The organism is Fibrobacter sp. (genome assembly GCF_017545445.1).
In the GTDB taxonomy this organism is placed as follows: domain Bacteria; phylum Fibrobacterota; class Fibrobacteria; order Fibrobacterales; family Fibrobacteraceae; genus Fibrobacter.
This window is the reverse complement of sequence record NZ_JAFWOM010000101.1, coordinates 34,895-53,027: the sequence shown is the minus strand read 5'-3', so window position 1 is coordinate 53,027 and position 18,133 is coordinate 34,895. Positions and strand designations below refer to the sequence as shown.

Annotated in this window: 13 protein-coding genes; 9 read left to right on the top strand and 4 right to left on the bottom strand. The window is 45.0% G+C overall.

From position 1 onward, the window contains the following. Positions 1 to 71 precede the first annotated feature (71 nt). From IKG78_RS11635 to IKG78_RS11620, 4 genes are all read left to right on the top strand, one after another. Entirely contained in the window at positions 72 to 1,094 is a 1,023-nt protein-coding gene (locus IKG78_RS11635; RefSeq protein WP_290943597.1) for an FISUMP domain-containing protein, read from the top strand. Between the two features lie 72 nt (positions 1,095 to 1,166). Next, the gene (locus IKG78_RS11630) at positions 1,167 to 1,619 is read left to right on the top strand and encodes a nucleotidyltransferase domain-containing protein (RefSeq protein WP_290943595.1); all 453 of its coding nucleotides are present in this window, start codon (positions 1,167 to 1,169) and stop codon (positions 1,617 to 1,619) included. Then, a complete protein-coding gene (locus tag IKG78_RS20395; RefSeq protein ID WP_366075308.1) occupies positions 1,612 to 2,019 on the top strand; it encodes a DUF86 domain-containing protein in 408 nt (135 codons plus the stop codon). The genes IKG78_RS11630 and IKG78_RS20395 overlap by 8 nt, the downstream gene beginning before the upstream one ends. A gap of 120 nt (positions 2,020 to 2,139) precedes the next feature. Continuing rightward, positions 2,140 to 3,060, top strand: coding sequence for an NAD(P)-dependent oxidoreductase (locus tag IKG78_RS11620; protein WP_290943590.1), 921 nt, complete (start codon positions 2,140 to 2,142; stop codon positions 3,058 to 3,060). 203 nt (positions 3,061 to 3,263) lie between these two features. Here IKG78_RS11620 and purF read toward each other — a convergent pair whose 3' ends face one another. Beyond that, on the bottom strand, positions 3,264 to 4,649 hold the full coding sequence (gene purF / locus IKG78_RS11615; RefSeq protein WP_290943588.1) for an amidophosphoribosyltransferase: 1,386 nt from the start codon (positions 4,647 to 4,649) through the stop codon (positions 3,264 to 3,266). Positions 4,650 to 4,950: 301 nt separating this feature from the next. On the opposite strand from purF, the gene IKG78_RS11610 reads away from it, so the two are divergent. Further along, on the top strand, positions 4,951 to 5,385 hold the full coding sequence (locus IKG78_RS11610) for a dUTP diphosphatase (protein ID WP_290943585.1): 435 nt from the start codon (positions 4,951 to 4,953) through the stop codon (positions 5,383 to 5,385). 5 nt (positions 5,386 to 5,390) lie between these two features. Here IKG78_RS11610 and IKG78_RS11605 read toward each other — a convergent pair whose 3' ends face one another. Next, a complete protein-coding gene (locus tag IKG78_RS11605; protein ID WP_290943582.1) occupies positions 5,391 to 8,351 on the bottom strand; it encodes a DNA methyltransferase in 2,961 nt (986 codons plus the stop codon). A 202-nt stretch (positions 8,352 to 8,553) separates the two neighbouring features. On the opposite strand from IKG78_RS11605, the gene IKG78_RS11600 reads away from it, so the two are divergent. The 4 genes from IKG78_RS11600 to IKG78_RS11585 all read left to right on the top strand — a co-directional run bounded on the left by IKG78_RS11600 (position 8,554) and on the right by IKG78_RS11585 (position 17,021). Beyond that, the gene (locus tag IKG78_RS11600; protein WP_290943580.1) at positions 8,554 to 9,537 is read left to right on the top strand and encodes a diaminopimelate dehydrogenase; all 984 of its coding nucleotides are present in this window, start codon (positions 8,554 to 8,556) and stop codon (positions 9,535 to 9,537) included. Between the two features lie 290 nt (positions 9,538 to 9,827). After that, positions 9,828 to 10,328: a hypothetical protein gene (locus IKG78_RS11595; protein WP_290943577.1), complete on the top strand. Its 501-nt coding sequence runs from the start codon at positions 9,828 to 9,830 to the stop codon at positions 10,326 to 10,328. Further along, positions 10,328 to 11,104 carry a hypothetical protein gene (locus IKG78_RS11590; protein WP_290943575.1) on the top strand — a complete coding sequence of 259 codons (777 nt, stop codon included), beginning with the start codon at positions 10,328 to 10,330 and terminating at the stop codon, positions 11,102 to 11,104. Before IKG78_RS11595 ends, IKG78_RS11590 begins: the two co-directional genes overlap by 1 nt. Before the next feature lie 67 nt (positions 11,105 to 11,171). Then, a complete protein-coding gene (locus IKG78_RS11585) occupies positions 11,172 to 17,021 on the top strand; it encodes a DUF3320 domain-containing protein (RefSeq protein WP_290943572.1) in 5,850 nt (1,949 codons plus the stop codon). Between the two features lie 20 nt (positions 17,022 to 17,041). Here IKG78_RS11585 and IKG78_RS11580 read toward each other — a convergent pair whose 3' ends face one another. Both IKG78_RS11580 and IKG78_RS11575 read right to left on the bottom strand, forming a co-directional pair. Next, positions 17,042 to 17,479, bottom strand: coding sequence for a hypothetical protein (locus IKG78_RS11580; RefSeq protein ID WP_290943569.1), 438 nt, complete (start codon positions 17,477 to 17,479; stop codon positions 17,042 to 17,044). After that, a complete protein-coding gene (locus IKG78_RS11575) occupies positions 17,463 to 18,131 on the bottom strand; it encodes a DUF3990 domain-containing protein (RefSeq protein ID WP_290943567.1) in 669 nt (222 codons plus the stop codon). Before IKG78_RS11575 ends, IKG78_RS11580 begins: the two co-directional genes overlap by 17 nt. Between the last annotated feature and the right edge of the window lie 2 nt (positions 18,132 to 18,133).

Here is an 18,133-nt window from a genome sequence, read left to right as displayed (position 1 = left end):
TTGTTCTTAAAAAAGGAGCTTTTATGCATTGGAGTGAGAAGTTACGTGTTTTCGCATGTTTGTGTGTCCTTATGACTCTGTCCGCCTGCGGCGACGACAGCGGAACATCTGCAAACGATGATGATTTGTCTTCAAGTAGTGTCACCCTGAGCGGTCGCTCGTCCGACACTGTCATCCCGGACTCTGTTCCGGGATCGGCATCTAGCTCTAGTAAAAAAGCTGAGTCTAGTTCTGGTCAAAAGGCTGTTTCGTCCTCTTCCGTCAAGAAGGAATCCTCTTCTTCTGTCATCCTGGACTCCGTTCCGGGATCGGTTTCTAGCAGTAGTAAAACTGATTCCGGCACTTCGGCCGGAATGACAAGTAGCAGTAATACACCCTCCTCCAGTAGTGAGTATGTTCCGTTCGATCATTCAAAGACGCATGCGGCTAGCTGGGAAATAGGAGAAAATCGTTATAAGACTTTTGTTGACCCGCGTAATGGCCGGAGTTACTATTACATAACAATAACTTCTAGCAAGACGGGAAAATTCGTAACTGTAATGGCTGAGAATTTAAATATCGGTGAAATGGTTCTTGGTGAAAATAACCAAAATGACGATACTAAAATTGAACGCTATTGTTATAACAACGATACGACGAAATGCGACGAGTTCGGTGGATTATACCAGTGGGCTGAAATGATGCAGTTGCCAAGCCGTTGTAATACTGAAAGTTGTGCTGATTTAATACAAGAAAATCATAGAGGAATTTGTCCTGAAGGTTGGCGCTTGTTTACATGGGACGATTATGTCGTGGTAAGAGGATATGAAGATAAATACAATGATGGCGTAAAAGGTTTGCGCTCGATGTATCGTTTTCTTGGAACCAATCAAAGTGGATTTTCTCTTACTGGGGCTGGATATAGAGATTCTAGAGGGAAATTTAAGCAACAAGAACAGACTGTTTCATGGTATTATCCTGAAGAACATGAATATGATGTTGATTTGTATGCTCGTGCTAATTATGTTTCTGCCAATACGAGTCATGCTCCTACAAGGGATGATGGTGATGAAAAAACGAATGGTTTTTCAGTCCGTTGTACAAAATTAGAGTAAAACGCAAGGCTATTATTGAATGTCTTGTAATGCGGGCAAAAAAATGTATATTATTGAAAAATAGAGGATTACATGTCCCAATCGGTTGCGGTAGATTTGCAAGGTTCGTCCATACAAGACAAGGCTAAAGAGAAGCAGGCAATTGTTTCCCTGCTTTCGGATTATTTTGCCAACCGTGACGATATTGACGCTGCAATCCTTTATGGTTCGTTCGCAAGTGGGAAATTTCACGCTAAAAGCGACATTGATATTGCAATCCACTCAAAATCGCCACTCTCTTACGATACCATTGCAGAAATTCAGGTGGCATTGAGTTTACTTTGCCACAGAGAAGTTGATGTTGCCGACCTCGCCCGTGCAGAAGGGCTTTTCTTGCACCAAATCATGACTAAAGGTGAACGCGTCAAGTTCAATCACGATGTCTTTCACAAGTACATCATGAAGGCCCTTTATTTTTACGAGGATTATTTACCCATTCAGCGGGCATGCCGTGCCGAAGCCATCAGGAGAATGTTTCATGGATAAGGATTTACTGCAAACGAAGTTGCAAATGCTCTCGCGTTGTTTGGAGAGAATTAAATCGCAGCATGTTGAATCGCTTGAAGATTTGGAAACAAATCTTGACAAACAAGAAATTATTATCCTGAATTTGCAACGTGCGGTCCAAGTTTGCATAGACATTGGAAACCATATACTGCTTGATTATTCTGTAACGCCTGCAACAATGGCGGACACTTTCAAGTTCATGTATGAAAAGGGGTTGATAACGGAATCCTGCTCTATAAATCTTGCACATGCGGTTGCTTTCAGAAACATTGCTGTACATCAGTATGACGTTCTGGATAATTCGATAATCTTTTCGGTAATCAAGGAGCATCTTTCCGATTTTACGGACTTTGCCCAAAGCGTGTGTAAACATGCGTAAAATCCATAAAAAAATAAAATTACAGTTCTAAAGGGCGAAAAAAGCAAATAAATAAGAGAAATTTTTTTGCGATGCATGTTGATATAATCTATATTGAAAGTACGCAAAAAAGGAGATCTTATGCGAGTCTTTGTAACGGGTGGTACAGGCTTTATTGGTCATTACGTGGTCAAGGCCCTTTTGGATAAGGGGCACGAGGTTGTCGTTGCGACGCGCCATCCGAACAAGATGCCAACTTTGAGAGCGAACCCGAACGTCTCGTTTGTCGAAGCGTCCTTGACGGATTTCGAGAAGATGGGCGAGGGCTTGGTAGGGTGCGATGCTTGTATCCATATCGCTCTTGGCTGGGGCGATACTCCGACGGCGATGCTCATGAACGATACGCGTGCGACGGTTTCGCTTTTGGAAATGTCGGCTCGTGTCGGTTGCAAAAAGTTCATCATGACGAGCAGTACATCGGCGATGGGGCGTGTCCGTTCCGAAATGCGGGAATCGACAAGCAATCTGCCCATTGATTTGTACGGGGCGACCAAGGCGGCTGGTGAGGCGTTCGTGCTCGGGTTCAGTCACGGCTACGGGAGCCAGTTCTCCGAAGTCAAGATGAAGCGCAACATCATTCGTCCGGGCTATACGTTTGGAAATCCGGCGTTCCCCGATGGTTGTTCGCAGCCGGACCGCAGGTTCTTTGACATGGCCTACGCCGTCAAGGAAAATCAGGATATTCACATTATCAAGAACGACGGTACGCAGTTTATCCATGCTGCCCAGCAGGCTGAAATTTATATGAAACTTCTGGAATCGGACTTGAACGAAGAAATTTTCCTCGGGCTTGGTTCGGAATGGATTAGCTGGAAAGAAATCGCCGAGAAAATGATTGCCTTGAAGCCGGGCTGCACATCCAAGATTGTGGAGACGGATATGGGCTGGGGCGAAAATCCGATGCTTTACAGCGTCCAGAAAATCAAGGATTATTTCGGTTTGGCATTTGACGCTCACGACTTTTTGGATGACCACATCCGCTGGACGTTTGAAAACGTTTGATTAGTTGATGGTAGAGTGGTTAGGCATTGGGCAATAGAAAAAGGCGGGCTTATGCTCGCCTCTTTTGTCTGACGCATTTGGCGTCTCTCGTCTAACTTCACTGGATCCCCTCCCTGACGGTCGAGGATGACGGCTTCGAGGGCCGTGGCTGCGACGTCACCCCTTCCTACCGCCTACTTCCTACTGCGGCAACGCCGCCGCCCTTACCCGCATCGAGTTTTTTCGGCGTGTGCCCCGATGTAATCGGGGTAGTTGTTGTCGAAGCAGGCGGCGCAGTAGTTTTCGCCTTCGCCGGTGCAGTTTTTCATGCCTTCGACGCTCAGGTAGCCGAGGCTTTCGACTCCGAGCATTTTTGCGATTTCGTCGGGAGTCATGGAGCTTGCTGCAAGTTCGCCTTGGCTCGGGAAGTCCATCCCGAAGAAGCAGGGATGGGCCACGGGTGGCGATGCGATGCGGATGTGCACTTCGAGGGCACCTGCGTCACGCAACATTCTGGAGAGAATGCGGAGCGTGGTTCCGCGAACGATGGAGTCTTCGACAACGCAAACGCGTTTGTTCTTAAGCACGCCTTCGATGGGGTTGAACTTGAGGCGGACTTTTTGTTCGCGGACGTTCTGGGTCGGGTCGATGAAGGTGCGGCCCACGTAATGGTTGCGGAGTAGCCCGATTTCAAAGCGGATGCCGCTAGCTTGTGCGTAACCGAGCGCGGCGGTCGTTGCACTGTCCGGCACGGAAATGACGATGTCTGCATCGACGGGGCATTCTTTTGCGAGCTGCTTGCCCATCTTGCGGCGGATCTTGTCGCAACTTTGTTCGAAAATCTTGGAGTCCGGGCGGCTAAAATAAATGTATTCGAAAATGCAATGGGCGAGCCTGTCTTTTTGCGTAAAGCGTTCGGAGTGGAGACCGTTTTTCGTGACGGTTAAAAATTCGCCGGGCTGGATATCGCGAACGTAGTTTGCTCCAAGCAAGTCAAAAGCGCACGTCTCGGAGGCGACGCACCAGGATTTCCCCATGCGGGCAATTGAAAGCGGACGGAATCCGTAGCCGTCTCGGGCGACGAACATCGTGTCTTTGCTGAGGAATACGAGGCAGAAACTCCCCGTGAATTTTGAAATGGCGATTTTAATGGCTTCGCCTAGCGAGTCCGCCTTGGTGCGTGCGATTTCGTGCAAAAGAATTTCGGAATCAGATGTTGTCTGAAATATGTGGCCGTCGGCTTCCATTTCTGCACGGAGTTCTGGGGCGTTCGTGATGTTTCCGTTGTGCGCTACTGCGAGTTGCCCCCATTTGCAGCTCACCAAAATTGGCTGTGCGTTGGCGAGAGTGCTTGCACCAGTCGTACTGTAGCGGACATGGCCGATTCCTGCGAAACCTTGCAGTTCATCGACATTGTAATCTCTCAGGAGTGTGGAAACTAGACCCATGGATTTGCGGACGCGGACTTTGTCTCCGTCTGTTACAGCAAAGCCGGCACTTTCCTGGCCTCGGTGCTGTAATGCGTATAGTCCCATGGTAACATTGCGGACAACATTATCGCCATTGTAAATTCCGATGACGCCGCATTCTTCGTGCAGTTCTTCGAGCATAACGCCTCTTTGAAATGTGGACTTCCCGTGCCTCGAAGGCCATAGCCCATCCGTACGGATGCAAGCGGGGAAGCGGACGTGCAAAATATAGGAATAGGGCGTTAAAGTTGCTAGTTGTTTTTAAAAATTTTTTAAGGGGTAAATGCGCTGAATCCCTTGATTTATAAGGGTTTGAACGGGTTTGTTTTTACAAAATTTGTAATTTTAAGAAAATGCGTTACAGAAAATGTAAATGCTGTTGCGTTGGTCTTTTTATGAAGTTTGCGTACTTGGGTTCTGTTAGGTTTTATATATTTTTTTCATGAGCAACAAAAAAATAAAAATTCAGTACCTCGACGATTCAATTTCTAAACTCACTTATGTGGGAGGCAAATCCGATTGGATTGATTTGGCGGCTGCTGAAACCGTGACGCTTAAGGCGGGGGAGTTCCGCATGATTCATCTAGGTGTTGCAATGAAGCTTCCGGATGGTTACGAAGCGCATATTGCTCCGCGCAGTTCTACATTCAAGAACTTTGGAATATTACAAGTAAATTCTGTAGGCGTGGTGGATTCGAGCTACTGCGGTGCGAATGATTGGTGGAAAATGCCTGTTTATGCCACCCGTGACGTGGTAATCGAAAAGGGAAGCCGCATCGCCCAGTTCCGCATCATGGAAATCCAGCCGCGTCTCGAATTCGAAGAATGCGTGTTGGACGGTGCCGACCGCGGCGGATTTGGAAGTACGGGGATTTAGGGAAATTATTTCGTAAGTTCCTCGTACATCTTGAATAGTTCTGCCACGATTTCGTCTTCGGTCATTTTGAGGTTGAATCCGTATGCTTCCATGACTGCACGGTCGTTTTCGGCGTGCACCTTGCGAAGATCGGCGGGCATTGTCAAATCGTCGTAAAGGTCGGCAAGGCTTGCGTCAGGATATTTTGCGCGAACATCGAGAATCGCCTGTGCGGTTGCTTCAATTTTTGTTTTTTGAGTATCGCTTGGATTGCTCCATGGGAAATTGTTATAGACGATGGTGTTGCTATAACGATATCGCATTTCAAGGCGACCGCATACCATTCTCATCCATGCATTGTGAACTTTGGATGCTAGTATTCCAAAATGATAAAGAGTGGCCCTTTGCATGACAAAAAGATTATCGCCGGGAATAATTTTATGCGAAAGAAAATCAATTGGAATATACTGTCGTTTTTCTGAAGAAACTTTTGGAATGGCGATATAGTCACTTTCGCATTCAAAAGGCGCTCCAAATAGATACGGCATTTCAGCGGCTCGTAACGTACTTGAACGGTCGCTTTTGAGACGGAATTCCCTAACCTTTTCGATTCGCTTCATAATTTCGCGATTTTTGCGAAATTCAGCGGGATTTGCACCTTGTAGCCAAATACAGTAACGAGGTTTCCTGTCTATAAAGTCCTTTCCCATCATGTAATGACGAATGAATTTTGCTATCTGCGAATCTTTTTTGATGATTTCATCTTTTTCTTCTGACGTTAAAATTAGATTTCCATCATCAATTGGTTGCCCTCCTAAGCAAATTTGTGGAACGTCACAAATGGGTTTGGAGCGTTTTTCAATGAAAGTATTCGGAGCGTCAAGCAAATAACCGTTGATGTTTTTTGCGATGGTTACTGAACCATCGGAACTGTAGATATGCTTAGGAACTGAGGATTCTTCGACAGAACATCCGATAATGACACAATGAACATGTGCCATAGAATTTGATTCGGATGCCCAACGGAAAGTGCGATACGCAAAATCAATGCGTAGATTGTCTTTTTCAAAGAGAGGCTTCCATAAGTTGCTTACGGAACCACCTTGAACAATTGAATTTGTGGAAACGAATGCCGTTTTTGTATGTCCATTTTGCAATAACGGTGCCGCTTTTTTGTACCATGCGCATACAAAATCCAGATCTCCAACACCTTGCCATTTTTTCCCAAATACGGAAATTAGGTCATCCTTTTGATCTTTGCTCATGTACCTTGCACCCACGAACGGCGGGTTGCCCATGATGTAATCGTAATGGATTTTTTCAATCTTTTGAGGTTCTAGTTTACCTTGTTCCACCTGTTTTGTGGCTACGTGCAGTTCGTTTGGTGCTTCGTACTTCGCGGATGCTTCGTGCAGATTACTTTTGTCGAAATCTTTTGGGACAATGTAGTATTTTAATTTATCTGTGTAGAGCAAATCAAGGTGTGGTTCATCGCTCAGATATTCCCAATCCATACGGAGAGCATTACCCTCCACGATGGTCGCATGATTTTTGAGAGGCAGGAAATCAAGTGGACGATTCAAAATTTCGGCAGTTTCTTCCATCATCTGGCATTCGGCAATCCAAAGAGCCGCTTTCGCTACCGCCACGGCAAAGTCGTTTATTTCGATTCCGTAGAACTGGTTGATGGACACTTTTACGGAATTATCAAGCAGATGAATCGCCAACTGACCATTATTCAAGAAACGTATAATATCGTTTTCGAGATGGCGTAGCGAAATGAATGTTTCGGTAAGGAAGTTGCCTGAACCACAGGCGGGATCAAGAAATTTTAAAGAAGCTATTTTACTTTGAAGTGTTTGAAATTTTTGGTTTTGAGCTTTCGAGTACGGCATACTCCTGATGGTCTTGAATTCTTTTCGTAAATCATCCAAGAACAATGGGTCAATGACCTTGTGGATGTTCTCGATGCTGGTGTAGTGCATGCCGCCTTTACGACGTGTCTCGGGGTTCAAAGTGCTTTCAAATACAGCTCCGAAAATGGTAGGACTGATTTCACTCCAGTCAAAAGGAGCGCAATAGTTCACGATGACATCAACGATTTCCTGAGAAAAATTTGGAATTTCAATGTCTTCATATGCGAAAAGTCCGCCGTTTACGTACGGAAATGGATTTAATTTTGTGTCGTACTTGTCGCGATTCTCGATTTTTGTATCGAGAGCCTTGAACAACTTGTAGATCCCGTCGCGAAGATTTTCAATCTTGAAACTTTGGATATAATCTTCGAATGCTGTTTTTGTTTCGAAGAGTCCGGCGTCTTCGGCATAGAGGCAGAATACGATGCGGACGCAAAGAATGTTCAAACTGCGTAAGCTGTTGTCATCTGGATTGATGTATTCCTTGTAAAGTGCGTCGTAGAGCTTGCCTACGAGTTCGCCGGCTTTTAAGGAAATTTCTTCTTCGCGGTTGCTATGCTCGTTTTGTGTATCGACCAAAAATTGGAGTCTGTAGTGTTCCTTTTGCAGGTCCTTTAGAAAAATTTGTTGTGGTTCGCCATCAGGGCGTTCCATGTCATAGATCAGGAACTCGTCAAAATTGCAGGTGACAATCCAGCGGGGACGCTTGGAATAGGGCAAGTTGGCCGAATTGTTCTTTGCTTGCTGGAACGGGGTAAGGAATGCTCCGTCTGACTGTTTATTCAGTTCGTGTAAGTCTTTGCCGCTCGACTTTTGCTCAATTATAACATGTGTCGAGGGAATGTAGGCGTCAATAAAGTTTGTGACTATTTTGGCTTGTTTTGTTTCATTTTCAACGAAATATTTCTTGACCTGTTCCTCGAAAAGTATAAAGCTTGCAAAATCTTGAATGCCGAACACATTGCATAGCAAATCAATCCAGAATTTCTGGCATTCGCCTTTCTCGTAGCCTTTGCCGGACCATTCCTTGATGAACTTTTTTGCCGCTGCCTGTCGTTCGATTTCCTTCATCAACTTCTCCAATTCATTTTTCTCAAATATACAATCTTAAAATGGCAGAAAGTGTCGTACATAGTTTGCAATTTGAAAATAAAAAAATAACACAACCTACTAATTTTACATGAAATTCTTTCGTCTTTCTAACCACTAACCACCAACCACTAACCACTTTTCCTATATTTTCCAAGCAAAAAATTTTAACAAGGACATTGTTATGGCAAAGATTGCTATTCTCGGTTATGGGAACCTCGGTCGCGGTGTGGAATGCGCTGTGAAGCAGGCTCCGGATATGGAACTCGTCGCTGTTTTCACTCGTCGTGACCCTTCTACGGTCAAGATTCAGACGGCTGGCGTTCCGGTGTTGAACGTTTCTGAAATGGAAGCTTGGAAGGACAAGGTGGATTTGCTCATCATTTGCGGTGGCTCTGCTACGGACCTGCCGGTGCTCACTCCGAAGTACGCTTCTATGTTCAACGTGATCGACTCTTTCGACACGCATGCCAAGATTCCGCAGCACTTCGCTGCTGTTGATGCTGCTGCCAAGGGTGCTGGCAAGATCGCTATGATTTCTGTCGGGTGGGATCCGGGTATGTTCAGCTTGAACCGCGTGTATGCTCAGTCCATCCTCCCGGAAGGCAAGGACTACACGTTCTGGGGCAAGGGTGTTTCTCAGGGCCACAGCGATGCTGTCCGCCGCATCAAGGGCGTGAAGAATGCTAAGCAATATACGTGCCCGGTCGAAGCTGCTCTCGAAGCTGTGCGTAGCGGTTCCATGCCGGAACTCACGACTCGCCAGAAGCACACTCGTCTCGTTTACGTTGTTGCCGAAGAAGGTGCTGATAAGGCCTACATCGAAAACGCCATCAAGACGATGCCGAACTACTTCGATGAATACGACACTACGGTCAACTTCATCAGCGAAGAAGAATTCAACAAGAACCACAGCGGGCTTGCTCACGGTGGTTTCGTGATTCGTACCGGCAAGACCGGCATGAACAAGGAACACACGCACGTGATCGAATACAGCCTCAAGCTCGATTCCAACCCGGAATTCACGACGAGCGTTCTCGTGGCTTACGCCCGCGCGGCTCTCCGTATGAAGGCTAACGGCCAGACCGGTTGCAAGACCGTTCTCGACGTTCCGCCTGCATACCTCAGCACTTTGAGCGACGAAGACCTCCGTGCTCATTGCTTATAAGACCGCTCGCGTCTAGAATCATATAAAATATTGTGATTGACGCTCGCTCTCGCCTTCGGCGACTCGTTGATACGAGTCGTCTACGGCTCACAGCTTGTAATTGAGCTGGCCCCGGAACAGAGTCCGGGGTGACATTGTAAAAATTTGCCTCGGGTAAAACCGGGGCTTTTTTTGTTTGTATTGGTATAGTTGTAGATAAATTGTTGTAATTTGTTTTGTTACAAAATGTCGAAGTTGGAAAAATGTATTATATTATGTTAGATAAACGATTTTAAGACTTTTGAAAAATAATGAAATTGCGTAGAAATAAATTCACAACATTTTTGCTGCTTGCGTATGCGTGGCTGTGTTGTTGTTGTATGGATTGTCCTTTTGATGAGGGATATGGTTTCTTTCAAGGTGTTGAAGCTCGTAAACCTGTTGGCGTCGATTCTTTGGAAATGCGGGTGATGTATAAGGATTCTTTGCTTGCAAAAGAGTTCAGCCGCCCTATTGAGAATGGGGATGCTGCTTATTATGATTATAGCGTGTGTGATAGTTTGGTTTTCGATGAAGTATGCAATTTAGATATAACCATTTCGTTCTATTGTGGAGGCAAGAAAATTGAATTGCCTCCCTATACGGCTCAAATCAACGTAAATAAAAGTGGTTCTTTGGATTATATCTTGTTTGTTTTCACTGAGTTTGACGAACGAAATATTAGTGGTCATTATTCTGTTGAAAAATTCCTGCCGCCACAAGATACTTCGTGTGGCAAGTTCGTAAATTATGCTGTACTTAAGGTGGATTGATGTTGTTGCGTGTTGCATTCTTGATACTTTGTTTGGTCGTGTACTCCATAGGGGCTGTTAGCGACTCAACCCAGCAAACCAAAAGAAAAAGGTCTCGTGCACGTAATATCGTCTATCCGTATTTTGAATTGACCCTTGGTGGTATGTATTCTACATCGGAGTACAAGACGAAATCAGAAAAAAATTTTTATCACGATTTAGAACGTGGTGAAATGGTTTATGATAAGGGACTTTATTATGACCTCTATTCTTTTGATGGCGGAGGACCATCGATTGATTTCCGTGCAGGAGTTCTTTTTGTAAAACGATTTGCCATATTTCTCGATTTCGGTTGTTTTTGGTCAATAGGAGATTATCGCTATAAATATTATTCGCTTGACAAAGAAGAATTTGTTGAAAAAGCTGCTAGGACGAGAATCCAGTATGGTTTTGGTTTTCGGGTATATCCGTTTGCAAATGAACTGTCTAAAATGTATGGAACCTTTATTGGCACGACTATAAAAGGTGTTGAATTACTAAATGACGAAGATGCGTGGGAAAAATATGGAATGACTTATGTCGGTTCGGAATCGGGTTTGCAATTCGAGATGGGGAAGGTTTGGAAATTATCGGAGCATTATTTTATCGGTGCTGCGTTGAATTTTATGTTCTGCTGGAGTGAATATCAAAAAGAGGACAAGGATGTTTTTCGTATAGGGGAAAACCCGCGCCGTGAAGATGATATTACGCTAAATAGCCTACATTTTGGTCTTGCTGTTACGATTGTTCGAAAATAGGACCGTACAATCTAATTTCTTGAACCGTTCTTCCCTGCATTGTTATATATTTCCTATTGAGGTTTTTATGGGCAAGCTAATAGATGTCAGGGCTGATTTTTCTAGTGTCGTGAATTTTGCAATGCAGCAGAACGGTGTTCCGGTAATCAGTTCATTGCAGATTGCGAACAAGACGGGAGAATTGTTGCAGAATGTAACGGTTGAAATTTTTGCAAAACCGGAATTTTCATCTCCAGCGAAATATACGATTGACTGTCTTGGTGCTTGGCAACAGGTGGATGCCACACAGCTCGACGATCGGCTGACTTTTTCGCAGGTCGCTGACTTGCATTTGGATCCCAATTTTTTCATGGGCATCACGGAGCGGTTTGCTGGGCTTCTCGAAGTTGTGGTCTCTGTGAATGGCGTTGAAGACGAACGCTTTGTGCATGATATTAATTTACTTGCGTACAACGAATGGGCGGGCGATGTGGTGTTGCCAGAATTGCTTGCCGCTTATGTCACTCCGAATCATCCGCTGGTGGCTCAGGTGTTGCGTCGTGCTTCGGAAAAGCTGGAAGGGTGGACGGGTGATGGCTCGTTGTGCGGCTACCAGCGGAAAAGCGAAAATCATGTGCTGAAGCAGATGGCCGCTATTTTCGCTGCGTTGGAAGAGCTGGATATCCATTACTCCATGCCTCAGCAGGGCTTTGAACTTGTCAGTCAGAAAATTCGTACCTGCGACGAAATCGCTACGCAAAAATTGGGAACTTGCCTTGACCTTGCAATTCTTTATGCGTCGTGCTTGGAACAGGCGGGCCTCCACCCGATTGTCGTTTTGATGAAAGATCATGCGTTTACGGGGTGCTGGCTTATTGACGAGACGTTCCCGAGTGCGGTTCAGGACGATTCGAGTCTGTTTTCGAAACGGTTTAGCGATGATGTCGGTGAAATATCTGTTGTCGAATGCACTTTGTTTGCACAAGGGACGATGGTAGATTTTGAAACGGCTGTAAATGCTGCGAAAAATAATCTTTTGAAAGATGATGATTTTCGATTTTTTGTCGATGTCAAGCAGGCTCGCCTTGGAAATTCCATTCGCCCAATTCCTCAGAGAAAATATGATGCGGAAGGCAATTTGGAAAAGTTGCCGGAATCGGATGAAGAACAAGATAAGACGACTTGGAGCGCTCCCGAAGAAATTGATATTGCTGCGAAAGACGAAAGTGAAGGTCCTGTAAAGCATAGCAAACAGCGGCTTTGGCAAAATAAACTCCTGAACATGACTCTCAGGAATTCGCTTTTGAATTTTAAGCCGACCGGCAAGTCTATACAGCTGATTAGCAACAACCTTGGAACGTTGGAAGATGCTCTTGCCGCCAAAGAAGAGTTTAGAATTGTCGAATTCTTTGATGGACGTAAAAAGGATGTCGAGGACAACTTTGTTTCTATCGCCAAGGATGCGGATGTCGATGAACTTCTGGAACATGAATTTCAGAATAAACGTCTCCGCACGTTTATGGGGCAGAAGGAAACCGAAGATAAAATTTTGGCCTTGTACCGTGCCGCTAGGGTGAGCCTCGAAGAAAACGGCTCCAATACGCTTTATCTTGCACTTGGATTTTTGAAATGGTACGAAACGGACTTGAGCGAGCGTGCTCTTTATGCGCCGCTTGTTCTTTTGCCGCTTGAAATTGTGCGAAAGTCGGCCCGTCAGGGATTTGTCATTCGCGAACGAGACGAAGATCCTCAATTTAATATTACGTTGCTTGAAAAACTGCGTGGCGAATATAATCTTGTCATTAACGGTCTGGATCCGTTGCCTATTGACCAAAGCGGTTTGGATATCAAGAAGATTTTTGCAACAGTCCGCCATGCGGTCAAGAATAAAAAACGCTGGGATGTTGTCGATTACGCTTTTATCGGGCAATTCTCGTTTTCGCAGTATATCATGTGGAATGATATTGGACAACGTAGCGACGAGCTTGCTAAAAACAAGATTGTCAAGGGGCTTATTGACGGCGTGTTGCCCGAAGTTTTGCCGGAACTTGTAGCGGCGGAAACTTTGGACGCTTCTTTCAAGCCTTCGGATTTGGCGATTCCGTTGAGTGCGGATTCTTCGCAGATGGCCGCGATTTGCTCTGCGGCGAAAGGTTGCAGCTTTGTGCTGCATGGCCCTCCGGGAACGGGTAAGTCGCAGACGATTACGAACATGATTGCGAATGCGTTGTTCCATGGAAAATCGGTGTTGTTTATTGCCGAAAAAATGGCCGCACTTTCTGTTGTTCAAAACCGTCTCGAAAAGCAAGGGCTTGGTGCGTTTTGCTTGGAACTCCATTCCAACAAGGCGAATAAATCTGCGGTGATGGCTCAGCTGGAATCGGCGTTGGAATTTGGAAAACGACGGGAACCCGAAGAATACAAAGCTGAGGCGGAAACGCTTCACAAGATGCGTGTCCACCTGAACGACTTTATGGAAAAGATCCATAAGGTTCATGATTCGGGCTATTCGCTTTACGATGTGATTGGAATTTTTGAAGAACACCCAGAATTTGTGGGGAAAATTCCTGTTTGTGTCGATATTGCTAAAAATGCCGATGCTGAAAAATTGAAGGAATGGTTCTCGGCGTGCGAACGCTATAGCGTCATGGCGAAACTTTGCGGTGACATTTCGAAGCATCCTCTTTTGGATTGGATGTGCTGCCAGTATTCTGAAACGGAACGCGAAAAGTTGTCGAATCTGCTGAATCAGCTGGATGATTGTGATGTTCGACTTTCGGGGATTCTTTCTGAGTTGCGTCAAAAATTTGCGACGTTGAATGTAAATTCACAAGAAAAGGCCGAAGCTCTAGCATCTTTGAGCGATAATCTTGGAAATATTGATGTTATCCCTGAATCGCTTTTCTTTAGGGATGATGGTGATTTTGGAAATGTTCTTGCGGATGCGTGCAAGAATGGGCAACGTAGAAATGAACTTCAGGAGAAAATTGATGGCGAATTTGAACCTGAAATTTACGATGTCGATGCAGTTTCTTTGCGAGGCGAATGGAAAGAAGTTTCTGTTAAATGGTTTATCCCCAAATTCTTCGGCCAGCGTAAAGTTTTGTCTGCGTTGAGGCGGTTTGCAAAAAATCCGCAAGTCGATAAGGAACGCGTGGGTGGAATTCTAGATAACTTAGTAGAATTTAAACGGACTTCGAAAGTTGTTGACGAATCTTCATTGAAACTTTCGAATGCTTATGGCAACTTTTGGAAATCGTACAAGAGCGATTGGAGTCTGCTTGAGACGCAGTACCAATTGGGAACAACGTTGTATGCTCTGATGTGTCGCCTGTATGATGAAAAATGCGATATTGCGTCATCTTGCAAGGAAATTGCTGATTTGAGGACGTTCCGCGAAAGAAATATCAAGGTGCTTGCTGATTTTAAACGCACTTTTGGCGAAATGCAGAACCTCTGGAAATCTATCCAGGCTATAACGCTGATGGAAAATAATATTCCGTTTGGCGATAACTGGACTCAGAAACTTTTGGATAATGTCAGATTGTGGAAAATAAATCTCGATGGCTTGCGTGACTGGTGCAATTACAATGCTTGCAAGAAAACGCTTGTCGATTTCGGTTTGGATTGTGTTCCTCAAGCGGTCGAAAAAGCGAACGTTTCTGTTGATGATGTTGCTTGTGCATTTAAGACAAATGTTGCTTACCGGTTGATTGTCCTTTACATCGAAGAAGATTCGGAATTGGGCAACACTAATGCAAGTCTCCTTGAACATGAAATCAAACGTTACAAACAGTCGAGCGAAAAGTTTGCAGAACTCACTCGCAAGGAACTTATAGCAAAACTTTCGGCGAATATTCCTTCTTCGGCAATGGTGGCCGCTTCATCGGAAATCGGCATTTTAAAGAAATGCATCGCAAGCAAATGCAAAGGCAAGTCCATTCGCCAGTTGTTCGATTCCATTCCGAATTTGTTGCGTAGGCTTACTCCGTGCATGCTGATGAGCCCGATTTCTGTGGCTCAATATATCGACCCGAAATTCCCCAAATTTGACTTGGTCATTTTTGACGAAGCGTCGCAGCTGCCGACGTGTGAAGCGGTCGGTGCGATTGCCCGTGGCGAAAATCTCGTTGTCGTGGGCGACCCCAAGCAAATGCCGCCGACGAGTTTCTTCAAGAAGGGCTATACCGACGAAGACAACCTCGACAAGGAAGATTTGGAAAGCATTTTGGATGATTGTCTTGCAATCTCCATGCCCGAAATGCATTTGCTTTGGCATTACCGCTCCAAGGACGAAAGCCTTATTGCGTTCAGCAATTACAAGTATTACGAACATAAGTTGTTCACATTCCCCTCGCCGAGTGATATTGAGGGTAGCGTAAAATTCATTCCGGTCAAGGGTGTATATGACAGAAGCAAGAGCCGCCAGAATCGTGCCGAAGCCGATTTGGTTGTTGCTGAAATCGTCAGACGCTTGAAAGATACGTCAGAACGCAAAAAGAGCATAGGCGTTGTCACGTTCAGCGTGGTCCAGCAGAACCTTATTGATGATTTGCTGGAAGCTGAATTCGCCAAAAATCCAAAGCTGGAAGAATGGTCGAAAACTTCGGGCGAAGAAATCTTTATCAAGAATCTTGAAAGCGTGCAGGGTGACGAACGCGATGTGATTATTTTCTCGGTGGGGTATGGCCCGGACCAGAATGGAAACGTTTCGCTCAATTTCGGCCCCATCAACAATGTGGGCGGATGGCGTCGCTTGAACGTGGCCGTTTCGCGTTCGCGTTACGAAATGCTTGTGTATTCGACGTTGCAACCGGAACAGATTGATTTGAACCGTTCTTCGTCCGAGGGCGTTGCAGGCCTTAAAGCGTTCTTGACGTATGCGAAGTACGGCAAGAGTTCTCTCCCAGTATCGCATGTTGCAGGTGGAACGTCTGCGAAAGATTTCTTCAAGATTTCGATTGCGAATGAATTGAAAAAATTGGGCTATAGCGTGGAACTGGATGTCGGCTGTTCCAAGTTTAAAATGGATTTGGCGGTTGTTCATCCCGAAAACGAAAAGAAGTTTATTTTGGGCATCCTTTGCGATGGGGCGAATTATCGAAAAGCCCGGACGGCAAAGGACAGGAACGTTTTGCAACAAAGTATCCTTGAAATGTTGGGATGGAATGTTGTCCGCTTGTGGTCCTTTGAATGGTTCATGAATAGGGAACATCGCGACCGCATTGTGCAAGGGATCAAGCTAGAAATTGACCGGATTCTCGAAAAGGAAAAGCATCCCGTCGAATTAAATGAAGCGGAAACCGTCACTCGCCCGGAAGAGCCTGTGATGCCTGCTAGCGAAGATGTGTTCAAGCCAGCGGACGATTCGGATGGACTTAAAACGTTCCAGTCCATGTTCAAGACGTATGAACTTGCGGAAGTTGCTCGTGTGCCGAAGGGAAGTGACGTTTATGACATGTCGTGTACGGAACTTTTGAAAAGCCAAATCCAGAAAATCGTGATGGTGGAATCGCCTGTTTCTGCGGCGGTGCTCGACGCTCGTTTATCGGATTTGTGGAACGCCAAACGCACTCAGAAATTTGTGAACCGGATTCATGGCGTTTGCAAGTATCTGCATTTTATAGAAAAGCAAGAAAACGGCAAAACGTTCTTCTGGAATGCGGAGTGCAATGGGCCTGTCGAATTCAGAGTCCCGTCGGATGGCTTTAAACGCAACGTGGACGATATTTCGATGCAAGAAATTGCTTATGCGGTGAAGGCTATTGTCGATAGCCAAATGAGTATGGAACTCGAAGAAATGGAACGCCTGATGGCGAAAGTCGCTGGCTTTACAAAATGCACTTCGCAAATGAAGGATGTTATTGACAGGGCCATCGACTGGGCTGCCAATATGAAGCTTATCGCAAAGGACGGCGAACGGATAGCGACGATGTAGGGGCTTTACTAGTGGATCTCTTAATCTTGTGCAGAAATAATTTGTTCTGCAATTTTTGAGATATCCGCTTCGTGCATTAAGTGATAATCAGAAAGAATTCGTTCTAGGGGATAATGTTCAAGAATGGACTTGAATGTTTTTCCTGATTTCCACTGACAATAGGCGAGAACCATGCCGCTCCAGTATTCTGCTTGTGGGTAAAAAGGTTCTGCAATCGCTTTGTTTAAAATTTCATCGGTGAATGTATTTGGGAATGCGAGTATCGCAAGTTCGTAGCCGGATTTGCCGCATAGAAAGTCTGGATTTCCGTATTCAATTTGCGTTGGAACGTCAGATGCAAGGAATTTGTCTTGCACTTCTTTTATGGATAAGCCCGATTCGCGGAGAGCTAACTGGAAAAAGAAGCCTAGATTTTCTTGCACTGCGGCGAGATACATTTCTTCATAGGGAAATGTCATTGAGCAACTCCGGATTTCGGACAAGGTCAATTAAGTAAATGGATTCGCTTGGCTGTGTGTGTCGCAGACTTTCGAAATACGATTTTCTTGCAGATGAATCGCGCTCTTTGTACTTGATGTAATAGGTTTCTTTGTCAGCTTTTTCGGCTTTTTCAAAAGTGAGCTGCAAAAAGCTTTTTCTTGATTTCAGTACAGTTTGCAAGCCGAGACTTCCAAGTTTCATCGAATTGGCGAGGCATTGTATTGGAATGATATTTTCAAGAAAATCACTTGCGAACGAAAAATAGGAATCGTTGGCTCGATATCCACGGATTATATCGTATTCTTCATAGTCTAATTGAAATCGTTCTGTCAGAAATTGCAGATTTTGTTTTCCGATAGGCGATTTGGTGGAGAATACTCGGTTCTGCATCAGTATGGTAAGCCAATGCAATAAGCTGAATTTGTCTTCGGACAAATCTAAAATGCGAAGCCCGTCTGTATTTAGTGAGTATGCGTTTGCGAAACCATCGACATTTTTTTGACAAGCCCATTCTTTAGCTAAATCTTGCGACTCCGTGCAATAGAATCCCAGCCCGTAATCGTTTTTGGGATTGCCTTTGCCCCATTCGGGAACTGGAATTTTTTTTTCGGAGCCGTGGTAAAGTATCATGG